This window comes from Ideonella lacteola (assembly GCF_038066555.1).
GTDB classification, from domain to species: domain Bacteria; phylum Pseudomonadota; class Gammaproteobacteria; order Burkholderiales; family Burkholderiaceae_C; genus Ideonella; species Ideonella lacteola.
In genome coordinates this window covers 84836-101532 of record NZ_JBBUTG010000025.1, presented here as the reverse complement: position 1 = coordinate 101532, position 16697 = coordinate 84836, and the positions used below count along the sequence as shown (strand labels likewise).

17 protein-coding genes are annotated in these 16697 nt (G+C 69.1%); 3 read left to right on the top strand and 14 right to left on the bottom strand.

Going from position 1 to position 16697, the window contains the following annotated elements:
• Positions 1 to 319: 319 nt before the first annotated feature.
• Complete coding sequence (locus tag AACH06_RS25390) at positions 320 to 775, top strand: DUF5675 family protein (protein WP_341428602.1); 456 nt, start codon at positions 320 to 322, stop codon at positions 773 to 775.
• Positions 776 to 827: 52 nt separating this feature from the next.
• Entirely contained in the window at positions 828 to 1034 is a 207-nt protein-coding gene (locus AACH06_RS25385) for a putative motility protein (RefSeq protein WP_341428601.1), read from the top strand.
• A 76-nt stretch (positions 1035 to 1110) separates the two neighbouring features.
• Here AACH06_RS25385 and AACH06_RS25380 read toward each other — a convergent pair whose 3' ends face one another.
• The 14 genes from AACH06_RS25380 to AACH06_RS25315 form a co-directional block, all read right to left on the bottom strand.
• Positions 1111 to 1905, bottom strand: coding sequence for a hypothetical protein (locus AACH06_RS25380; protein WP_341428600.1), 795 nt, complete (start codon positions 1903 to 1905; stop codon positions 1111 to 1113).
• 68 nt (positions 1906 to 1973) lie between these two features.
• Positions 1974 to 3029 (bottom strand): hypothetical protein, encoded by a 1056-nt coding sequence (locus AACH06_RS25375; protein WP_341428599.1) that lies wholly within the window; start codon positions 3027 to 3029, stop codon positions 1974 to 1976.
• 32 nt (positions 3030 to 3061) lie between these two features.
• Positions 3062 to 4186: an RCC1 domain-containing protein gene (locus AACH06_RS25370; RefSeq protein ID WP_341428598.1), complete on the bottom strand. Its 1125-nt coding sequence runs from the start codon at positions 4184 to 4186 to the stop codon at positions 3062 to 3064.
• A 125-nt stretch (positions 4187 to 4311) separates the two neighbouring features.
• Positions 4312 to 4842, bottom strand: a complete 531-nt coding sequence (locus AACH06_RS25365) for a DUF3617 domain-containing protein (protein ID WP_341428597.1) — start codon at positions 4840 to 4842, stop codon at positions 4312 to 4314.
• An 82-nt stretch (positions 4843 to 4924) separates the two neighbouring features.
• Complete coding sequence (locus AACH06_RS25360) at positions 4925 to 5395, bottom strand: hypothetical protein (protein ID WP_341428596.1); 471 nt, start codon at positions 5393 to 5395, stop codon at positions 4925 to 4927.
• Between the two features lie 141 nt (positions 5396 to 5536).
• Positions 5537 to 6250 (bottom strand): hypothetical protein, encoded by a 714-nt coding sequence (locus AACH06_RS25355; RefSeq protein WP_341428595.1) that lies wholly within the window; start codon positions 6248 to 6250, stop codon positions 5537 to 5539.
• Complete coding sequence (locus tag AACH06_RS25350; protein ID WP_341428594.1) at positions 6247 to 6783, bottom strand: hypothetical protein; 537 nt, start codon at positions 6781 to 6783, stop codon at positions 6247 to 6249. Before AACH06_RS25350 ends, AACH06_RS25355 begins: the two co-directional genes overlap by 4 nt.
• A 128-nt stretch (positions 6784 to 6911) precedes the next feature.
• Entirely contained in the window at positions 6912 to 7427 is a 516-nt protein-coding gene (locus AACH06_RS25345; RefSeq protein WP_341428592.1) for a hypothetical protein, read from the bottom strand.
• A 133-nt stretch (positions 7428 to 7560) separates the two neighbouring features.
• Positions 7561 to 8058 (bottom strand): DUF8200 family protein, encoded by a 498-nt coding sequence (locus tag AACH06_RS25340; RefSeq protein WP_341428591.1) that lies wholly within the window; start codon positions 8056 to 8058, stop codon positions 7561 to 7563.
• Between the two features lie 45 nt (positions 8059 to 8103).
• Positions 8104 to 8496 carry a DUF8200 family protein gene (locus AACH06_RS25335; protein WP_341428590.1) on the bottom strand — a complete coding sequence of 131 codons (393 nt, stop codon included), beginning with the start codon at positions 8494 to 8496 and terminating at the stop codon, positions 8104 to 8106.
• Positions 8493 to 9884, bottom strand: a complete 1392-nt coding sequence (locus AACH06_RS25330) for a DUF8200 family protein (protein ID WP_341428589.1) — start codon at positions 9882 to 9884, stop codon at positions 8493 to 8495. Before AACH06_RS25330 ends, AACH06_RS25335 begins: the two co-directional genes overlap by 4 nt.
• Before the next feature lie 106 nt (positions 9885 to 9990).
• A complete protein-coding gene (locus tag AACH06_RS25325) occupies positions 9991 to 12708 on the bottom strand; it encodes a serine/threonine-protein kinase (RefSeq protein ID WP_341428588.1) in 2718 nt (905 codons plus the stop codon).
• Positions 12705 to 13298, bottom strand: a complete 594-nt coding sequence (locus AACH06_RS25320; protein ID WP_341428587.1) for an ECF-type sigma factor — start codon at positions 13296 to 13298, stop codon at positions 12705 to 12707. The genes AACH06_RS25325 and AACH06_RS25320 overlap by 4 nt, the downstream gene beginning before the upstream one ends.
• A 103-nt stretch (positions 13299 to 13401) precedes the next feature.
• Positions 13402 to 14571, bottom strand: coding sequence for a hypothetical protein (locus AACH06_RS25315; RefSeq protein ID WP_341428586.1), 1170 nt, complete (start codon positions 14569 to 14571; stop codon positions 13402 to 13404).
• A gap of 108 nt (positions 14572 to 14679) precedes the next feature.
• Here AACH06_RS25315 and AACH06_RS25310 point away from each other — a divergent pair, with 108 nt between their 5' ends.
• On the top strand, positions 14680 to 16680 hold the full coding sequence (locus AACH06_RS25310) for a sensor histidine kinase (protein ID WP_341428585.1): 2001 nt from the start codon (positions 14680 to 14682) through the stop codon (positions 16678 to 16680).
• Positions 16681 to 16697: the final 17 nt, after the last annotated feature.

Sequence of the window (16697 nt, the reverse complement as noted above, 5' to 3'; positions counted from 1 at the left end):
GTACACTTTGGCATTGGCAGCCCTCTCCTCAACAGGCGTCGTTATTGGCGTCAGATACCTCTAACAACGCCCTCGGAATCAGGGCTGCCGACCGCTCACTCGCGAAATATCCAGGCTAGTGCGTTTTCACACTACGCAGCCCCGGGGCTCCGTAGTGTGGACACGCCCCAATCCACACGAGGCGGAGGCTCGTGCGATCGCCGTCGCCATCACCCGCCTTGTGGATGCCGCCAAGGCCCAGGCCATTGCACAGTGGGGTCCGATGCCAGACGGGTGACGGGGCGGCCAGGTGGTGCGCGGTCGTCCGCAAGGGGGGCTCATGCAGATCCTGGTGGACCGATTTCTTTCGGACAGCGATACGACGATCAGCCATGTGACGGTCGACGGGCAGTTCGTCTGCTTCGGGCTGGAGGACGAGTACCGCGCCGACAAGGTCGCGCACGAGACGCGCATCCCCGCGGGCGAGTACCACGTGGGTGTGCGCACCGCCGGCAAGCACCACACGCAGTACAAGGCCCAATTCCCCGACATTCACCGCGGCATGTTGCATGTGCAGGACGTCCCCGGCTTCGAATTCATCCTCATCCATTGCGGCAACACCCAGGCGGACACCTCGGGCTGCCTGCTGGTGGGCACCGGCGCGGTCACCGATCCGGGCAACATGTCGATTTCCAGCAGCCGCATCGCCTACCGAAAGTTCTACCCGATGGTGATCGGCGCGGCGCTGGAGGGCAGCCTGTCGATCCGCTATGTGGACAACGACCGCCTGCCGTAGACGGGGGCCGCAGGGGGCCTCAAGTCTGGCCGGGCTGCGCCGACAACGGCCCATGAACATCAGCAACAGCCCCAGCGTCAACGCTGCGACAGCCGCTGCTTCGCAAGGCCCCACGGGTGATGCGGTGCAGATCCTTGTGCTTCGCAAGGCGTTGAACACACAGGCCGCCGGCGCCTTGGCGCTGTTGGAGGCTCTTCCCACCCAACCCCCTCTGGCCACCGAAGGCTCGGTGGGCCGGCACGTCAACACCTACGCCTGAGCCGCGTTCGGTCAACAGGCGGGGTCGCCAGAGGCGCTGATCGCCCTCGGCGTGCCGCGTGTGCGCGCTGGACGCGTCAGCCGGGCCGGCGCAGCCGGCAGGCGCGGACGGACCAGTCGAAGCCCGGCTGCACATCACCCTCGCGCCATTGCAGGCGCCAGGTGCCGCTCTCGTCTGGCGCGAATGCCACCTCGCTGGGATTCGGCGTGTGCGACTGGGCGAAACGCAGCGTCAGGCCCTGCAGCACCCAGTCGGTGCCGCGCCAGGGCAGGCGGGCGCCTTGGGCGTCGTCCCCCGGCTGCCAGCGCCCCTGCGCCTGCTGACACTCGGCGACATGGAGGCGAGGCACCAACACCACCGTGGATGGCAGCACCGTCAGCCCGGCGGCTGGCGTGGCGGGCACTCCCAGTTCAAAGCCGCGATCGATCGACGATCCGTGGGCCTGCTGCCATAGAAAGCCGGTGAGTACCGGCACCCAGTCGGGCCGGGATGGCAAGTCGGTGGCGGCGCCTGCTTCGCCCGGCCCGCTCGCCGTGCGGTAGAGCAGGTCGACGCTGAAGCCGGCCGATTCACCAGACGCCTCGTCACCTGACGTCGCCGCCCGGGTGAGCCACCAGGCTTGCCAACCTGCAGCGTCGGGTTGGGCGCCCCAGGCCGCCAATGGTCCGCCTGCGCGAGGCGCGCGCCAGCGCCAGCCGCTGAGCAGCCTCCAGGGCGCGGCGCCGTTGTTGCCCAAGCCGTTCGTTGCGTCGGTGCCGTCGGGCAGTGGGGCCCGCAGCCGCGCGGCCTGCGCCTGCACGTGCTGCGGCACGAGGTTCACCCGCCATTGGTACTGCGGTGCCAGCATGGCCCAGGTGGCAGTGGTGGTCAAGCAGGCTGTGGCCGCGCAGGCGGGCCATCGCCATGACCTGTGGTTGTCGCGGTGAGGGTGAGCTGGGTTCACTGCTTCTTGGTGCCTGGCTTGAACGACCGGTAGGCGACGGCCCAGCGGATAGGGTCGTCAAGGTTGTTGTCCTTGAAGATGACATGATCGGCGTTCCCGCGGGCCGCTTGCAAGCCGAGGTCGAACACACCGATCTCTTTCAGGTGGTGGTCGCTGTTGAGGAAGAAGAACTCGAAGCCGGTGAGGGCAATGGGGCCGGTGATGCGCTTGCCGGAAGACGGCGTCGGCGAGGTGCCAGTGATCTGGTCGTTGCCCTCGAACAACTTCGGGCTGACCCAGGCGTAGCACACGGTCACACCGTAGGGGCGGTACTTGCCGCCGTCAGTGAGGCGGCGCGCGGCGTCAAAGGTGGAGACGGCGCTGCCCATCAAGACACCGTAGGGCACCACCGCCCCGACGGCCAGCGTAGCGCCCACGCTGCCTTCGAAGCCACGGAAGTCGGCACCCTGGTCGTCCATCAACGTCACGCGGATGGTCTGGCGCGCTTCGTCGATCCATGCGCCGATGGCGCGCAGATTGGCGTCCGTGCCCACTCGGCGGATGAAGTCGAAGCCGCACAGCACGGGCACCTCGGTGTCGCCCGGCCGACCCTTCAGCGGGATCTCGAACTGGCCACCCCCCACCTTGGTCTCTTGCTGGACCACCCCGGCGTTGACCAGCGCGAACTGTGCCCTCGCGGCAAACGGATCGTTTCCATCCTGGTCGGCGAAGGTCAGGCGAGCAACGCGGCCATCGGGCAATACGCCGATACGGTTGAGCTTGTGATCGCCGTTCTGGAAGCTGAAGGAGAAGCCTTGCAGGACGGGCACCGGCGACAGTGGGCGGGACGCAGCCACGTCCATCGCCTGGCGGATGTTCGCGTCGCTGACCTCGGCCTGCACCCAACTGGGGGCTTGCAGGGCCTTGGCGAGCTGGGGCTGGTGCAGTCCGTCCAGGCCCTTGGCGGCGGTCTTGGGCACCTGAACGGCCTGGGCCTGGGCGCCGCAGGCCATGGCGGCGACGGCGAAGCCGATGAGCAGGCTCCCGGCTCGCAGGTGAGTCGTGTTGGTCATGAGGTGATCCTTTCGAGCGAGGGCGATTGGGGTCACTGCACCCAGGTCACGGCGGACCAGGTATTGACGTCGCTGGTGCTGCCCAGGCCGAGCTGCCCGTCGGCGTTGGCGCCGGTGGCCTTCGCGCTGCCATCCGTGCCCACGAGCAGCGAATGCGCGTCGCCAGCGGCCACCTGGCTCGCGGCCTGCGCGACCTGGACCAGATTCCCGCCCACCGACGAGTTGCTGCCCTGGCCCAACTGGCCGTTGGAGCCCTTGCCCGCCGCCCACACGGTGCCATCGGCCTTCTGCACCAGGGTGTGGAACGCGGATGCAGCCACCTGCGAGGCCCCCGAGGCCAGCACTTGGGTCAGCGTGCTCACGTTGTCGTCCGAGTGGCCGAGGCCCAGGTTGCCCCAGGCGTTGTATCCGGCGCCCCAGAGGCTGCCGTCGGTCTTGACGATCCAGGTGTCCGTCGGGCCGGCGATGATCCGCTGGGCGCCGTGGGCCAGCACCTGGACCGGGGTGCCGGTCAGTTGCCCCCGGGTGTTGATGCCGAACTGACCGAACTCATCGCGGCCACAAGCCCAGACGCTGCCGTCAGCCTTCAACAGCAGGCTGTAGGCTCGCCCGGCCGCGGCGGCCTGGACACCGCTGGGCAGCACCTGCGCCAGGCTCTGCCGGTCGGTGGCGGTGGGGAAGGACTCGCCCAGGCACAACTGGGCGTGCTGCGCATTGGCGCCCACGGCCCAGAGGCTGCCGTCGGTCTTCACCACCAGCAGGTGGCTGGCGCCGGCCGACACCGAGGCCACGCCGCTGGCCAGCACCTGGGTGGGCGTGGCGCGGTCGGTGTTGTCGCCCAGGCCCAGTTGGCCGCTGCTGTTGTCGCCCATCACCCACAGGCTGCCATCGGTCTTCACGAAGGCGCTGAAGTAGCCGCCCGCGGCCACCTGGGCCACGCCGCTGGCCACCAACTTGAAGGGCGTGCTGCGATCGGCGCTGCCGCCGTCGCCCAGTTGGCCGTGGCTGTTGTCCCCGCTGACCCAAAGGCTGCCGTCGTCCTTCAGGAACAGCGAGTGCGCGGCACCGGCAGCGGCCGCGCTGACCACCGGCGCGTGGCTGGATGAGTCATCGGCGCCGTCGGAGCCGCCGCCGCAGGCGGCCAGGAAGGTGCTCAACGCCAGGCTGCACGCAGTGGCAAGCCAGTGGCGGGGTGGTAGGACGTGAGGGTGCATGGCACGAGGTCTCTGCAAAGGTGAACCGTAGGGGGCTGGGAGGGGCGCGTGCGGCGGCGTGCTGCCCTTCAGGGCCGCGGTGGCGTCATGCCGCCGATCGCTTTGCTCGGGTCGATGACCATGCCGTTCGGCAGCACCATGGAGCCCGGCGCAACGCCGCTGGGGCAGTCGCCGACACGGACGAACGTCATCTCGTGTGCTTCCTCGGCGCGGCCGGGCCGGGCGGGCTGGTAGCGGGCCTGGGTGCGCATCGTCAGGCGAGAGGCGAAGTCGCCGCTGATCTCGCTGTGGTGGGTGGCGGTCACACCGGGCGAGCGGCACACCTGGTCCAGCGTCCATTTGTCCGCTGCGAGTTGCTTCCACACTGGCGCGTCGCACTCGGCGCGCACACCGTCGGGGGGGCGCTGGCGCGTCATGTCGTCGTTGGTACCCACGCACATGCGGCCAGCGCGGGGCATGCCTTGGGCCTGCATTTCCCACAGGCCCGGTGCGCGCAGCGGCGTTGTGCCGCTCGCCCAGGCCGGCATGGTGGCGCACAAGGCGCCCAACAGGCCAAACCCGGCGGTCTTCGAAATGAGCTGGTTCAGGGTCTTTCTCATGGCAAGGCAGTCGTGCTCAACAGGTGCCCCATGGGGCACGGGCGGTCGATCCATGCGGAACCGACCTGGTTCGCGCAGGCGCTCAGTCATGGATCACCAGTGAGGTGTAGCCGAGCGATCCGCCCGTGCTGCCGCTGATGCGGCCCAGGACCTGGATGGCGTTGTCACCCGGCAGCATCGGAACCACCAAAGTGATGGAAGGCCGCACGGCTTGGGTATCCGCATTGCAGAAGGCGTCGTTCAGTCCTTCGGTGAGGGGCAGGACCTGGCCGTTGATCGTGATGTCGATGTCGACCCAGCCGGTGCCGAGCGATCCCCACGCATTGCATTTGGCCGAGAAGGTCAGCACGTAGTTGGTGGTCTTGCTCTTCGGGTTGCGGACGGTGAGCGTGGTGACATCGCTGCCGGTCAGCAGTGGCAGCGGCACCTGCGTGCCCGAAGTCGTCAGCTCGAAGTTGCCCGTGCGTTCGGCGTTGGCGAGGATCTTGGCTTGGCCGCTGGTGCCGATCAGTGAAAGCAGTGCGACGGCGGCCAGTGTGCGGGTGTTCATCATGTCGGTTGGCTCTTCAGAAGAGGAAGGGATGGGCGTTGATCGGGCTGCACCAGGGACGGACAGCCCGTTCCTTCGATCAGACGCAAGCCGTTCCAAAAACGGGCCACGACGACGCAGGCGGTGCCGACGAGCATCGCCCCTTCACTCGGGCGCCTTGGCGAAGCGCTCGCGCATGAAGCTGACATACAGGTAGCCGTAGCGCTGGTACCAGTCGCGGGTGCCGAAGTGATTGGCCTCGCATTCGCCGAGCGCCCGCATGCCGGCTTCAAGGCCGCTCAGGTAGATGGCGGCCTTTTCTTCGTACTTGGCGCGCAGCGTCGCCATGCGGTTCTCGATCGCCGGGCGCTCGTGGGCCTGAAGTACCGGCCCCGCCGCCTGAGCGGCGCCAGACACGGCTTCGAGCATGCTCAGGCCCGCCTTGCCGACCTTGACGGTGTTCACTGTCAGGATGCGGGCACGCAGCAGCCAGTAGCGGTTGAAGTCGATCTTCTCGACGGCTGGCCCGAAGCAGGCGTTGCATGCGGCCTGCTCCAGGCACGACGAGGGCACGGTGGGGCCCGAGTCCGCATCGAAGGCGCGCTGGGCTTCGCGGTCGCTGCCGGCCAGGCCCTCGTAGGCGCCGTTGAGCGTGCCGGCCGCGTCGACCAGCTTGGCCACGTCCTCGACCGCATCGGACACGGTATCGACCTGGTCGTTGTAGTCGCCGCTGTCGTCGTCGGACTTCTGCCCTGACTGGCTGGAACCGCCGGTGCCGCCGCCGGCGTTGTCGTCTTCGGCCAAGGTGGGAGGCGTGCAGACGAGGCCCGACAAGGTCAGGCCGATCCACAGCCACGGGTGTAGAGGGCGCCCGTTCATGACGACCTCCGGCGCAGCCAAAGAGCCGCCAGGCCGCCACCGGCCAGCGCGGCTCCGCCCAGCCAAACCGCCATCGGCACGGTGCTGCCCTGGCCCGCGGGTGCAGTGGCGGGGCTCAGGGCCGAGGTGGGCACCAGGATGGACGGCAGCTTGCGCTTTTCCTCGGGGCCCACCAGCACCAGCAACTGATAGGGCACTGGCTTCGGGCCGCCATGCACCGCGGCGTAGAAGCCACCTTCGGTGCGGAACTTGAGGTTGGCCAGGCCTTTTGCATCCAGCTCGGCCTGGCGCAGCGGCTCGGCCGCCACCTTGCTGAGCACCAGCTTGAGCCCGCTGCCCACGGGCGCGATCAGGGTCACCGACACCGGCTGCAGGATGTTGATCTGGTCCAGGCTGTAGCGTCGCGGCTCGGCACCCGCTGCACCGCGCACCATGGCGCCCTTGGCGGGGGCGAAGCGCCGGGTGGGCTGCAGTTGGATTGGCTGCACCGGGCCCTCGGCGCGGGCCGGGGTGACCGCCGTGGTCGCCACCATGCCCAGGCTGAGGCCCAGGCCCAGACGGGTGAGGGCCTGTCGCCGGCCCGATGGCGGGCGCCCCGATGCTGGGTGGCTTGGTTGTGAGGGGGCTGTAGGTGCCGGTGCTGGTCGTGAGAGCGTCATCATCAGTCTGCCTCTGCGTCAAACTCGCATTCAAGGTGGTGGAGTGGTGCGGCGGTAATCCTGCCCCGGTCGAGGTCGAAGCCCCAGACCTGCAACCAGCGCGGTGCGCGTCCGGCGTTCAGGGCCTCGGTGTCCCTCGTGTAGCCCAGCACCGGCGTGCCGGCCTGGGTGCAACTCAGGAAAGCCTCATCAGGCCGCCCCGGCAAGGCGACCTCGCTCACCACACGTGCCACCGGCCGCGGCCCTTCGTAGCGAATCACCTGCTGCAGAACGAGCCAGTGCCCGTCGCGGCAGTCCCAGCGCGAGAACTGCCAGGCGGCCAGCCGCAGCACATTCGCATCGACCGAACTGCAGCCGGGTGGCAGCGTGACGGCTTGCCAGTTCAGATGGGGCCCGGGCGTGTCGGCGGCCTGGGTCAGCCCGGACAGGGCCGTGCACAGCGCCAGCACCGCCGCGCGGCCGCAGCGCCACGCCCGCCGGCGATGGGCGAGATGGTCGGAAGGAATGGATGAAGGCATGCAGACCTCGTCGGTGGTTCTTGGCGCCCCGGGGTGGGGCATGGGAAGCCTGGCCAAGCCGGCTCTTCTCCCGTCGGCTCTTCTCATGTGCCTTCAGACGCAAACGCGGCGCAGATCGGGCCACCCGAGGGGCTCAAGGTTGCCGGGCTGGCGGTTGGGTGATCGTGAGCGGGGGGCGAGGCGTCACCAGCCGCCCGGCGGCTTGCGCGGCATCTGGCTTCAAGGTTTGCGGCCGGTTCGGGGCCTGGCGGTTGCACTCGGCGAGTTGCTCGCGGCTGAGCGCAGGCCCGTCGACCATGCCGAAGCCGGTGGCCCAGCCCAGCGTCGACACGACGAACCCGCACCAGCCCACGGTGGGCGCGCTCATGGTGGAGACGGCCGTGCAATGGCGCTGGTCGGCTTCACAGCGCCAGAGGATGCTGCCGGCCAAGACCGGCTGGGGGCCGGTGTACGGCGCGAGCAGGGCAATGCGGTAGGTGTGGCCGACGACCCGAGGTTCATCGCCCTTGCCGGCCGCCGAGGCGGCGGCCGGCACCCCGGCGCAGGCAGCGCCCAAGGCGCACCACAGTGCCCAGTGCTGGAGTGATGGGCGGCGATCGGTCGATGAAAGGGTTCCGATGGTTGTGTTCATGAGCGCAGAGGTGGTGTCGAATGGATGGGGTGGTGGCGCTCGTCATCAGCGCAGACTGGGGCCCGGCGGCTGGGGGCGGGCCTGTCGATTGCAGACCATGAGATCGGCCGCGCCCAGCGCCGGCCCACCGACGCGGCCGAATGCAGAGGCCGCCCCGGTCCGGCTCACGAGCGACTGGCAGGCCCGAAGGGTGGGCACCGGCTCGGGCAGGATGGCCTGGCAACGCCGCAGGGTTCCCATGCACGACCAGCGCCGGCCATCGGCCTCGAAGCTACCTCCGATCAGCGACCGCTGCGCCAGCACAGCTTCGTACGGATGACCGTCGGTCTCGGGCGGTGCGGCGGCGCTCTGCCGTGAGCCGATCACCAGCCCCAGCAGTCCGGCGATCGCCGCCCCCCATGTCGCACGGGACGCGGCCTGACGCGCAGCCGATGTCATGGCCGGGCCGTTGGCGGGGTCAGCACGTAGCGCACGCGGATGTGGTTGTTGCTCTCGTCGCGCTCCTGCAGCCGGTTGTCGGGGTCGATGCGGTACTCCAGCACGCCGTTCGTCACGTCGCAGCGGATGTCGCGGTCGAACCGCGCCCACAAGCGCTGCTCCGGCAACAGCACATAGCCGTGCTGACCGGGGTCGTCCGGTGGCATCCGCGACGACACCAGTCGCGTGTCGGCGCCGAGGTAGGGGTTGGGCAGCACCTCCGAGGCACCGATGCCGACCCACATCGACAGCCTGACCGTGTCTTGCGGCGCGTGGCCATTGCAGACCCCGGTCACGTCCAGCGAAATGGGGTCGAGGTTCGTGGCGACGACCGAGCGCAACCGACTGATGTACTGGTCGCCAGTGGGTTGCCAATCAATGCGGCACTCCTGGTAGTACGGGGCACCTGTTTGGCAGTTGTTGGTGTTGGGCGCCTGGGGCAGGTAGCGCATGACGATGAAGCTGTGGTCCACCCACAGGTCCGGCCTGGCGATCGTGCCGGGCGAATCGGGGTTCTTCACACGGGTGGCTGCCTGGATGCAGCCGTAGCGCAGGGTCCGCCCCTCGCTCCACGGCCCGTCAGCGACACGCAGCTTCACCAGCGCGGCGATCTTGTCGCCCGGCAGTTCGAGTGCTTGCTCGAACTGCACCAGATGGAGGGTGGGGTGCCGGTGCAACGGGTCCACACGGTGTGTGACCGGCGCGGACCAGCGGGCCACGCTCTGGTCGTTGACCACCAACTCCATCGTCGCCTTGTCGTCGGTGAAGCCGTCCTCCAGCTGGGCCTGGACCGAGAGCGTCAATCGGGCGACACCGCGGTCGTCGCTGCAGCGCGCCTGGTCGGCATCAAAGGCCAACCAGCGGGGCGGTTGCGCCGTTCGCAGGCTGGCTGCTGGGCCGGGCTTGGCCGCAGTGGGCGGATCCTCCGGGATGGACCGGGCCGGTGCGCGGGTGGACGATGCGTGGTCGAGGCGGCTGGTCGGATGCGCCGCGGTGGCGTTCTTCAGCCGGTCGGCCGCGCCCGCTGCGCGGTTGCACACGCTCAATTCGGACGTGCTCAGGGGGCCGCCGGGGCCGCTGAACGACCGGGCCTCACCGACCTGGGCGACCACCCGTTCGCAGGCTTCGGCCACGGCCATGTTGGCAGGCAGCAGGCCCGAGCAGCGCAACAGGCGTGGCGGGCATTCCCAGCGTTGGCCGGCGAGCCACCACATTCCGGTCCGCGTCGGTGGCTCTACCGTCTGCACGGTGAAGCGTGCCACGTTGGCCATCGACAGGTGGCTGGCCGACGTCAGGGCGGCAAAGAGCATCAAGGCGCGACCAAGCGAGCGCCGGCGTTCGGGGGGCATGCGGATCTCCTGGCCCGCCACCAGATGGGCGGGGTTGCAGGGTCAGACGCGAAATCCGCCCGAAATGGGCCACCACGCGGGCGCTGTGGTCGGAACGCTCAGCCTATCAGGACAGCAGATCCAGCCAGTCGGCGGGGCCGGGCACACGCTGCGGCTGCTGCAGCCAACGCTGCCAGGCCTTGTGCGCCGGGTGCGTGGACGGCAGCTCTGCCATGCCGGCCCGGCAGGCCTGCAGCGCAGGCAGGCGGGCTTGACCCTGCGTGGTCAACAGCGTGTCGACCACGCAGAACTTGCCTCGCAGCGGTTCGTCCGGTGCGAATTCGGACACCAGGCGCCGCGCTTCTGCAAGGTGCTCTGCGTTGCGGGACGGGTTGCTCACCGCCAGGCGCAGCTGCATTTGCATCAGCCGGCTGGGCCGCCAGTTGGCTTCAAAGGCGGCGAGCAGCCGGCCAGCCAGCGCGTGGGCCTCGTCCATGCGGCCCAGGCCGATCAAGGCATCGGTGGCGGCCAGGCTGGCGATATCCGCGCCATAGGCCTCGGGGCGTGGCTCGGCGAGGAAGTAGTCCAGTTGCTCTTGCGCCAGGCGCAGGCCATCGGTTTCGCGGCCGCTGTGCACCCAGGCCAGCGCGCGGTCGGCGAGCAGGGCAACATGCCATTTGCCCCATTCGGGCTTGCTGCGGTCGACCAGCGGCAGCGTCTGCTCGATCAGGGCCAGCGATTCATCGTACAAGCCCATTTCGGTGTCGACCATGACAGCCAGCCGCGATTGGTTGAGCGACAGCACATGCCGTTCACCCAGCCGCGCCAGGAGCTCGGCGCGCAGGGCTGCAGATTCTTCGCGGGCCCGCGCCAGATGGCCCAGGCCCCAGTGGGCGTAGACGAGGTTGCTGCGGGTGTTCAATTGCTCGCGCAAGTCGCGCGATTGGTCACCCTGGGGGTAGCGCCGGTCGTGGTCAATGGCCCGTTGCGTGTAGTCGGCGGCTTCGGCGTAGCGGCCGGTCACGAAGTAGGCGGCCCCGACGTCGTTGTACAGCTCTGCCAGCACCATCGGCGGCATGCGCGGATTGGCCTGCACCTGCTTGAGCAGGTCCACCCGGTCGGCCAGGCCACCTTCGGTGTCGCCCCGGTTACTGCGCAGCGCTGACAACTGCGACATCAGGCTGACCCAGGCCCGGCCGCCTTCGTCGAATTGCTTGCGCGCTGCCGGCAGGGCAGCGCGCCACGTCTTCTCGGCTTCGTCGAGTTGGTCGGACGCCATCAGCGCATCGCCCAGCGACACGCTGGCCAGCGCGACCTCCTGGCTGTCGGCGCCGTGCAGCTCAGTGAGCCAGGCGATCTGCTGGCGCAGCAGCGGCACGCTGCGCTGCGGGTCGCCGGTGCGGGCCCAGACCTCACCCAGCACGCCCGCCAGTTCGGCGCGCGCCGACAGCGGCAGTGTCTTGTTCTCGGCCAGGCGCTTTTCGCCTTCAAGTGCCAGATCACGCGAGGTGGGCAGCTCGTCTTGTGACACCTCGGGCGTTGCCGATCGGAACAGCGAGGTGAGGAATTCGCGCACTGCGTCGGCCCGTGCCGCTTCGGTGGCGGTGCGCTGGGCTTGCCACAGCGTGGCGCCGACCCCGCCAGCCACGGCCACCACGGCGGCGGTGGCAAGCGCCACGGCCGCCGGGTTGCGCCGCACGAACTTGGCGGCGCGATCGGTCCAGGGCGTCTGCCGCGCGGCGACTGGCCGACGCTCCAGGTAGCGGCTCAGATCGTCGACCAGCGCCGGCACGTTGGTGTAGCGCTCGGTGGGGTCGAAGGAGGTGGCCTTGGCAAGGATCGCGTCGAGATCGCCTTTGAGCGCACGGGCGGAGGCCGCAGGATTGGCCACCGTGCTGGCCTTGGGGGCGGTGCGAGCGGGGTGGGTGGCCAAGGCCACGGCGCTGGCGCCCGCGAACGGTCGCCGGCCGGTGAGCAGCTCATAGAGCAGCACGCCGAGGGCGTAGACATCGGTGGCGATGGTGACCCGCCCGCCCAGCACCTGCTCGGGTGCGGCGTAGTCGGGTGTGAAGGCTCGGCCGCTCAACTGCGTCAGTTCAGTGGCATCGCCCATCGCCGCGTCGCCGTCCAGCCACTTGGCAATGCCGAAATCGAGCAGCTTCACCTGCCCTCGGGCATCGACCAGGATGTTCGACGGCTTGAGGTCTCGGTGGACGATCAGGTTCGCATGGGCGTGGGCCACCGCGTCGCAGGCTTGCAAGAAAAGGCGCACCCGTTCGTTGATGGTGAGGCCCGCCTGCTCGGCATGGGCGGTGATGGTGGTGCCGTCGATACGCTCCATCGCCAGGTAAGGCGTGCCGGTCTCGTCCAGACCGGCGTCGTACAGCTGGGCGATGTGCGGGTGAATCAGGCGCTCTTGCAGTGCCTGTTCGCGCTCGAAGCGCTGGCGCATGGCCGAGCTGAGCAGCTCGGGCTTGAGCACCTTGAGCGCCACCAGGCGCTGCGGCCCCTGCCATCGTCGGGCGGCATAGACGTGCGACATGCCGCCACTGCCCAGCAGCGATTCGATGCGGTAAGCGCCCACGGTGTCGGGCCACCGCGCGGCACCGTTGGGTTGCTCGGGCGCCGGTGCGCCCGTGGGCCGCGGCGCCTGCCAGTCGGTGGCGTCGCCGCCTTCGGCGTCGGCCGCGAGCATGGCGCGCACCGCACGCCCGACACGGGGTTCGGCCGCATCCAGCTCGGCCAGGCGCGCGGGCGCATCGGCCTGCGGCAGGTCTTGCAGCGCATCCCACGCCGCCATGGCCCGGCGCAGTTCGTCGGGCGACAGATCGGCCAGGGGTTTCATGCGTCAGCGGCGGGGTCGAGCCCGGCTTCGGCCAAGGCGCCGCGCAAGAAGGCCCGAGCCCCTTGCCATGCGCGCTTGACCGTTCGGGGTGAGAGGTCCAGCGCCTCGGCGGCTTCCTCGATCGTGAGACCAGCAAAGAACTTCAGCTCGACCACCCGCATCATCCTTTCATCGGCTTCGCCCAGGCGATCCAGCGCGTCGTTGAGCGCCAGCAGCCGCTCGTCGTCCATCGCCTCGTCGGCCAGCTCGGGCCATTCGAACTGGGTGCTGTCGATCGATTCGATCTCGACTCCGCCGCCGCGCTTGGCCGCCAGGCGGGCCCGTGCATCATCGATGATGATCGACCGCATGACATGCCCGGCCAGCGCGAAGAACTCGCCGCGTGAGCCGGCACGCACGGCCGCTGATTGCACCAGCTTGAGGTAGGTCTCGTGCACCAAGGTGGTGGCCGACATCGCGCCGTCGCTGTGGACGTGCAATCGCGACCGGGCCAGTTGCTTGAGGTCGCGGTACAGCATGTCGAACAACTGCTGCCTCGCTGACGCGCTACCACCGCGCGCCTGGTCGATCAAGGCTTGAAGGTCACTCATGGCGGTGGCCGCGGCGGCCGGGTACTCCAAACGAACGAGGGCTGGTGCCAATGCTAACGGCAGACATCGGATGCCCGAGGTCGAGTCTGTTTGGCGTCGCGCTCTACCAGCCCCAGGACACCTTCACCGTCTTGCCCTGGCCTTGCCATGCGCCGGTCAGGCTCGCGCCCTGGAGAGTGAGGGAGAGCTGAGCCTTCTTGCCGTCGGTCTCTTCCGTCAACTCCAGCGTCTGGCCCTGAAGCCGGCCAGCGATCGGGATCATTCGGCCGTACTTGTCGTAGTAGTAGCGGCCGGCCACCGAGCCGTCGGTCTGCGGCGTCTCCAGCATCACCGTCACCGGGGCGCCGCCTATCTGGCCGCGAAGGATCTGTCCGAACGGTGAGGCTGGGGCGGGGGCGTCGCCCTGGTTCAGCACCAACGCGCGGCCGTAGGGCGAGAGCAGGGGCTGCAACTCGGCCGTGCGGAACTTCACCGACACCTCGCCCACGTCATCCAGCGCCCGGTTGACGTGTGCACTGCATCGGCCGGTATGGATGGTCACCACCCCGGCGCCCTCGAGCGACAGGGAGGCGTAGTGCAGGGTCTCGGCGCCTTGCTGACTCTGCTTCACGACCTCGCGTGCCCCCTCCAGGCACCCCTGGTTGAGTTCGATGCGTTCGTTCAGGTCGTTCACGACGTCCGCCTGGGCATGGCTCTTTCGCGCCTCGGCGAGCTCCTTCTTCAACGCCTTGAGCTGGCTGACGTAGCGCTGTTCGCGTTCTTTCGCGAAGCGGCGGCCGGCCGCCTGCCAGCCGCTGGGGCTGAACAGGTCGCTCGGCAACAGCAGCCGGCCGGTGCGCGCGTCGAAGTTGTAGACCTGCTCGTAGGTCTCGCAGTACGCACCGCAGCCCTCGATGGTCAGCGAGACTGCCAGCACCCGCTCGTCGTTGCGCACGAGTTGGAACTCCAGCGACGCGGTTCCCTCTGGCAGCAGATCGACGGGTGGGCTGAACGATTCCCCTGGCCGAGGCGGAGGCGGCATGCCGAACTGCTCGATGAACAGGCGCGTGTTGATGCGCATGCCGGCGGCGGGCGGCTCGGCGATGACGAAGGGCATCTTGATCGACCCTTCGGCCCAGCCCGCCGCATACATGCCCAAGTCCTTCGCCTGGGCGGGCGGCTTCATCGTCAACGAGCGCACCTGCAGGGGCGCGGCATGGGCCGACAAAGAGCAAGCAAGGAGGCACGAGAGGCCGAGCACGACCGTGGCCCGTGATGTGAGGCGAGGGATCATGGAAGGATTGTCCACCCCGCGTCGTGCCGCCGCGACCTTGGGGGGATGCCGCAGCATCCGGTGTGCCAGGCATTGACGGGCAAGGGCGCCAGACGACACACTGGCTTCGTGCCGCCCGCCGTTTTCGACTCGACGCCCGGCCTGCTCGATCGGGCCTGGGATCGCTTTGCGCTCGATCCACTGGGTTGCATCGAGCTGTGCGCCCGCGTGGTCGCGCAGGCCCAGGCCGAGGGCGATGCCCGGGCCGAGGCGCTGGCCACCGCGCTGCCCTTGCTGGCGCGTGCGGTGCGGCGCGGCGGCGATGAACCGGCGGCCACGCTGCGCCCTGCGGTGGCGGCCGCCCGGGCTCGTTGCCTGCAACTGGATTGCGAGGCCGCCGCCTGGCTCTGCGACGAAGCCGAGGCGAGGCTGGACATCAGCAGCCATCACTTCGAAGAGGCATCGGCCCGCTTGCTGACCAATCTGGTGCGCCCGGGTCGAAGCCTGCGCGAGCGCTACGTCACCTTGCATGGCTTGCAGCGGCTGGCCGAGCACCAGGGCGATTTCGACGAGGCGCTTCGGGTGAGTTACGAGTTGATCGAGCTGGCTCGCGGGATAGGGCCCGGCCCGTTCTTGACGCATGCCAAGTACAAGCTGGCCTGCCTGCAACTGAACCTGCTGAACCTGGAGCACGGCCTTCCGCTGCATGACGAAGCCCATGCCGAGTTCGAGGCCTTCGGCATCACCTCGATGCGGGTGTCGAAGTTGAACTCCCACGTACTGACGAGTCATTTCCGCCGCATGCCGGAGCAAGGCTATGCGGCTGTGCAGGCTTGGCGGGCGCAGTTCGGCATGGACGACCCCGAGACGCGTTACATGCTCGCCTCACCCGTGGCGCTGGCGGCCATCAACGTCGGCCGTCTGGATGAGGCCGAGGCGGCGTTGGCCGCGGGCGAGCCGCTGCGTGAACGTGAATGGCCCGATCAGGTGTGCATGCGCATCTGGATTCGAGGCCTGCTGCGTTGCGCGCAGGGGCGCCACGCCGAGGCCCGGGAGATGTGCCAGCGCTTCTTGGACTCGGGCGCGCGCACGTCGCCGGCCAACCTGATGCAGTTGCATTCGGTGATCGCCCAGGCGAGTGAGGCCCTGGGAGACCTGCCGGCGGCGCTGCAGGCCACCCGGCAGGCCATGGCCACGATGACGCCGATGGTGGGCCACAGCGCGCGGGCGTTCTACCAGTCGGTGAAGATCGAGCAGGCGATGGCGGGTGAGCCGGTGGTGCCCGAGGTCGATGCCCAGCGCATGCGCGCACTGCAGCAGGCGGTGGACAGGCAGGCGCAGGAGGTCCGCCGCTCCGTCGAGCCGCCGGTGCCCGTGCCGGCGGTGGCACAACCGGCGCCGCCGCCCGGGCCCGATCCGCAGCGGCGTTTCGTGGCCCAGGTCAGCCACGAGATGCGTTCGCAGCTCAACGGGCTGCTGGGCATGACCTCGCTGCTGATGATGTCCGAGCTGGATGAGCGGCAAAGCCGCTATGTGTCACTCGCCCGCAGCTCGGCCCAGCACCTGCTGGAGCTGGCCAACGACATCCTCGATCTGGCCAAGCTCGAAGCCGGCCGGTTCGAGCTGGAGTTGCGCCACTTCAGCCTTCGTGAGCTGGTGGCCGAGGTGTCGGGGCTGTATGAGGGCGAGGCGAGCAGCCGGGGCATTGCGCTGCGCTGGGAGGTGGCCACCGAGGTGGCCGACCATCGGCATGGCGCTGCGTTGCGGTTGCGCCAGGTGCTGACGAATCTCGTCGCCAATGCCTTGCGTTTCACCGACCACGGCTCGGTGCAGGTGCGTGTGATGCCGCTGGTGGGCGAGCGGCTGCGTTTCGAGGTGGCCGACAGCGGCGTCGGCCTCGGCCGGGGGGCGGAGCAGCGCCTGTTCCAGGAGTTCGCCCAGGAGCCCGATCACCGGGGCGGTACCGGCTTGGGCCTGGCCTTGTCGCGCCAACTGGTGCAGCACATGGGCGGAACCATCGGCGTGGTGAGTGCGCCGGGCGAGGGGTCGACGTTCTGGTTTGAGCTGCCGCTGCGGCATGCCGAAGCGGGCCCGACGTTGGGGGCGGTGAGCCGGCCGGGCAAGGGCTGAGCCTCGCGGCGCACGGA

Excerpts from the sequence above, each read along its gene's own strand:
- AACH06_RS25390 (WP_341428602.1), top strand. The coding sequence starts at position 320 with ATGCAGATCCTGGTGGACCGATTTCTTTCGGACAGCGATACGACGATC.
- AACH06_RS25385 (WP_341428601.1), top strand. The coding sequence starts at position 828 with ATGAACATCAGCAACAGCCCCAGCGTCAACGCTGCGACAGCCGCTGCT.
- AACH06_RS25375 (WP_341428599.1), bottom strand. The coding sequence starts at position 3,029 with ATGACCAACACGACTCACCTGCGAGCCGGGAGCCTGCTCATCGGCTTC.
- AACH06_RS25365 (WP_341428597.1), bottom strand. The coding sequence starts at position 4,842 with ATGAGAAAGACCCTGAACCAGCTCATTTCGAAGACCGCCGGGTTTGGC.
- AACH06_RS25360 (WP_341428596.1), bottom strand. The coding sequence starts at position 5,395 with ATGATGAACACCCGCACACTGGCCGCCGTCGCACTGCTTTCACTGATC.
- AACH06_RS25355 (WP_341428595.1), bottom strand. The coding sequence starts at position 6,250 with ATGAACGGGCGCCCTCTACACCCGTGGCTGTGGATCGGCCTGACCTTG.
- AACH06_RS25350 (WP_341428594.1), bottom strand. The coding sequence starts at position 6,783 with ATGGTGGCGACCACGGCGGTCACCCCGGCCCGCGCCGAGGGCCCGGTG.
- AACH06_RS25345 (WP_341428592.1), bottom strand. The coding sequence starts at position 7,427 with ATGCCTTCATCCATTCCTTCCGACCATCTCGCCCATCGCCGGCGGGCG.
- AACH06_RS25340 (WP_341428591.1), bottom strand. The coding sequence starts at position 8,058 with ATGAACACAACCATCGGAACCCTTTCATCGACCGATCGCCGCCCATCA.
- AACH06_RS25335 (WP_341428590.1), bottom strand. The coding sequence starts at position 8,496 with ATGACATCGGCTGCGCGTCAGGCCGCGTCCCGTGCGACATGGGGGGCG.
- AACH06_RS25330 (WP_341428589.1), bottom strand. The coding sequence starts at position 9,884 with ATGCCCCCCGAACGCCGGCGCTCGCTTGGTCGCGCCTTGATGCTCTTT.
- AACH06_RS25325 (WP_341428588.1), bottom strand. The coding sequence starts at position 12,708 with ATGAAACCCCTGGCCGATCTGTCGCCCGACGAACTGCGCCGGGCCATG.
- AACH06_RS25320 (WP_341428587.1), bottom strand. The coding sequence starts at position 13,298 with ATGAGTGACCTTCAAGCCTTGATCGACCAGGCGCGCGGTGGTAGCGCG.
- AACH06_RS25315 (WP_341428586.1), bottom strand. The coding sequence starts at position 14,571 with ATGATCCCTCGCCTCACATCACGGGCCACGGTCGTGCTCGGCCTCTCG.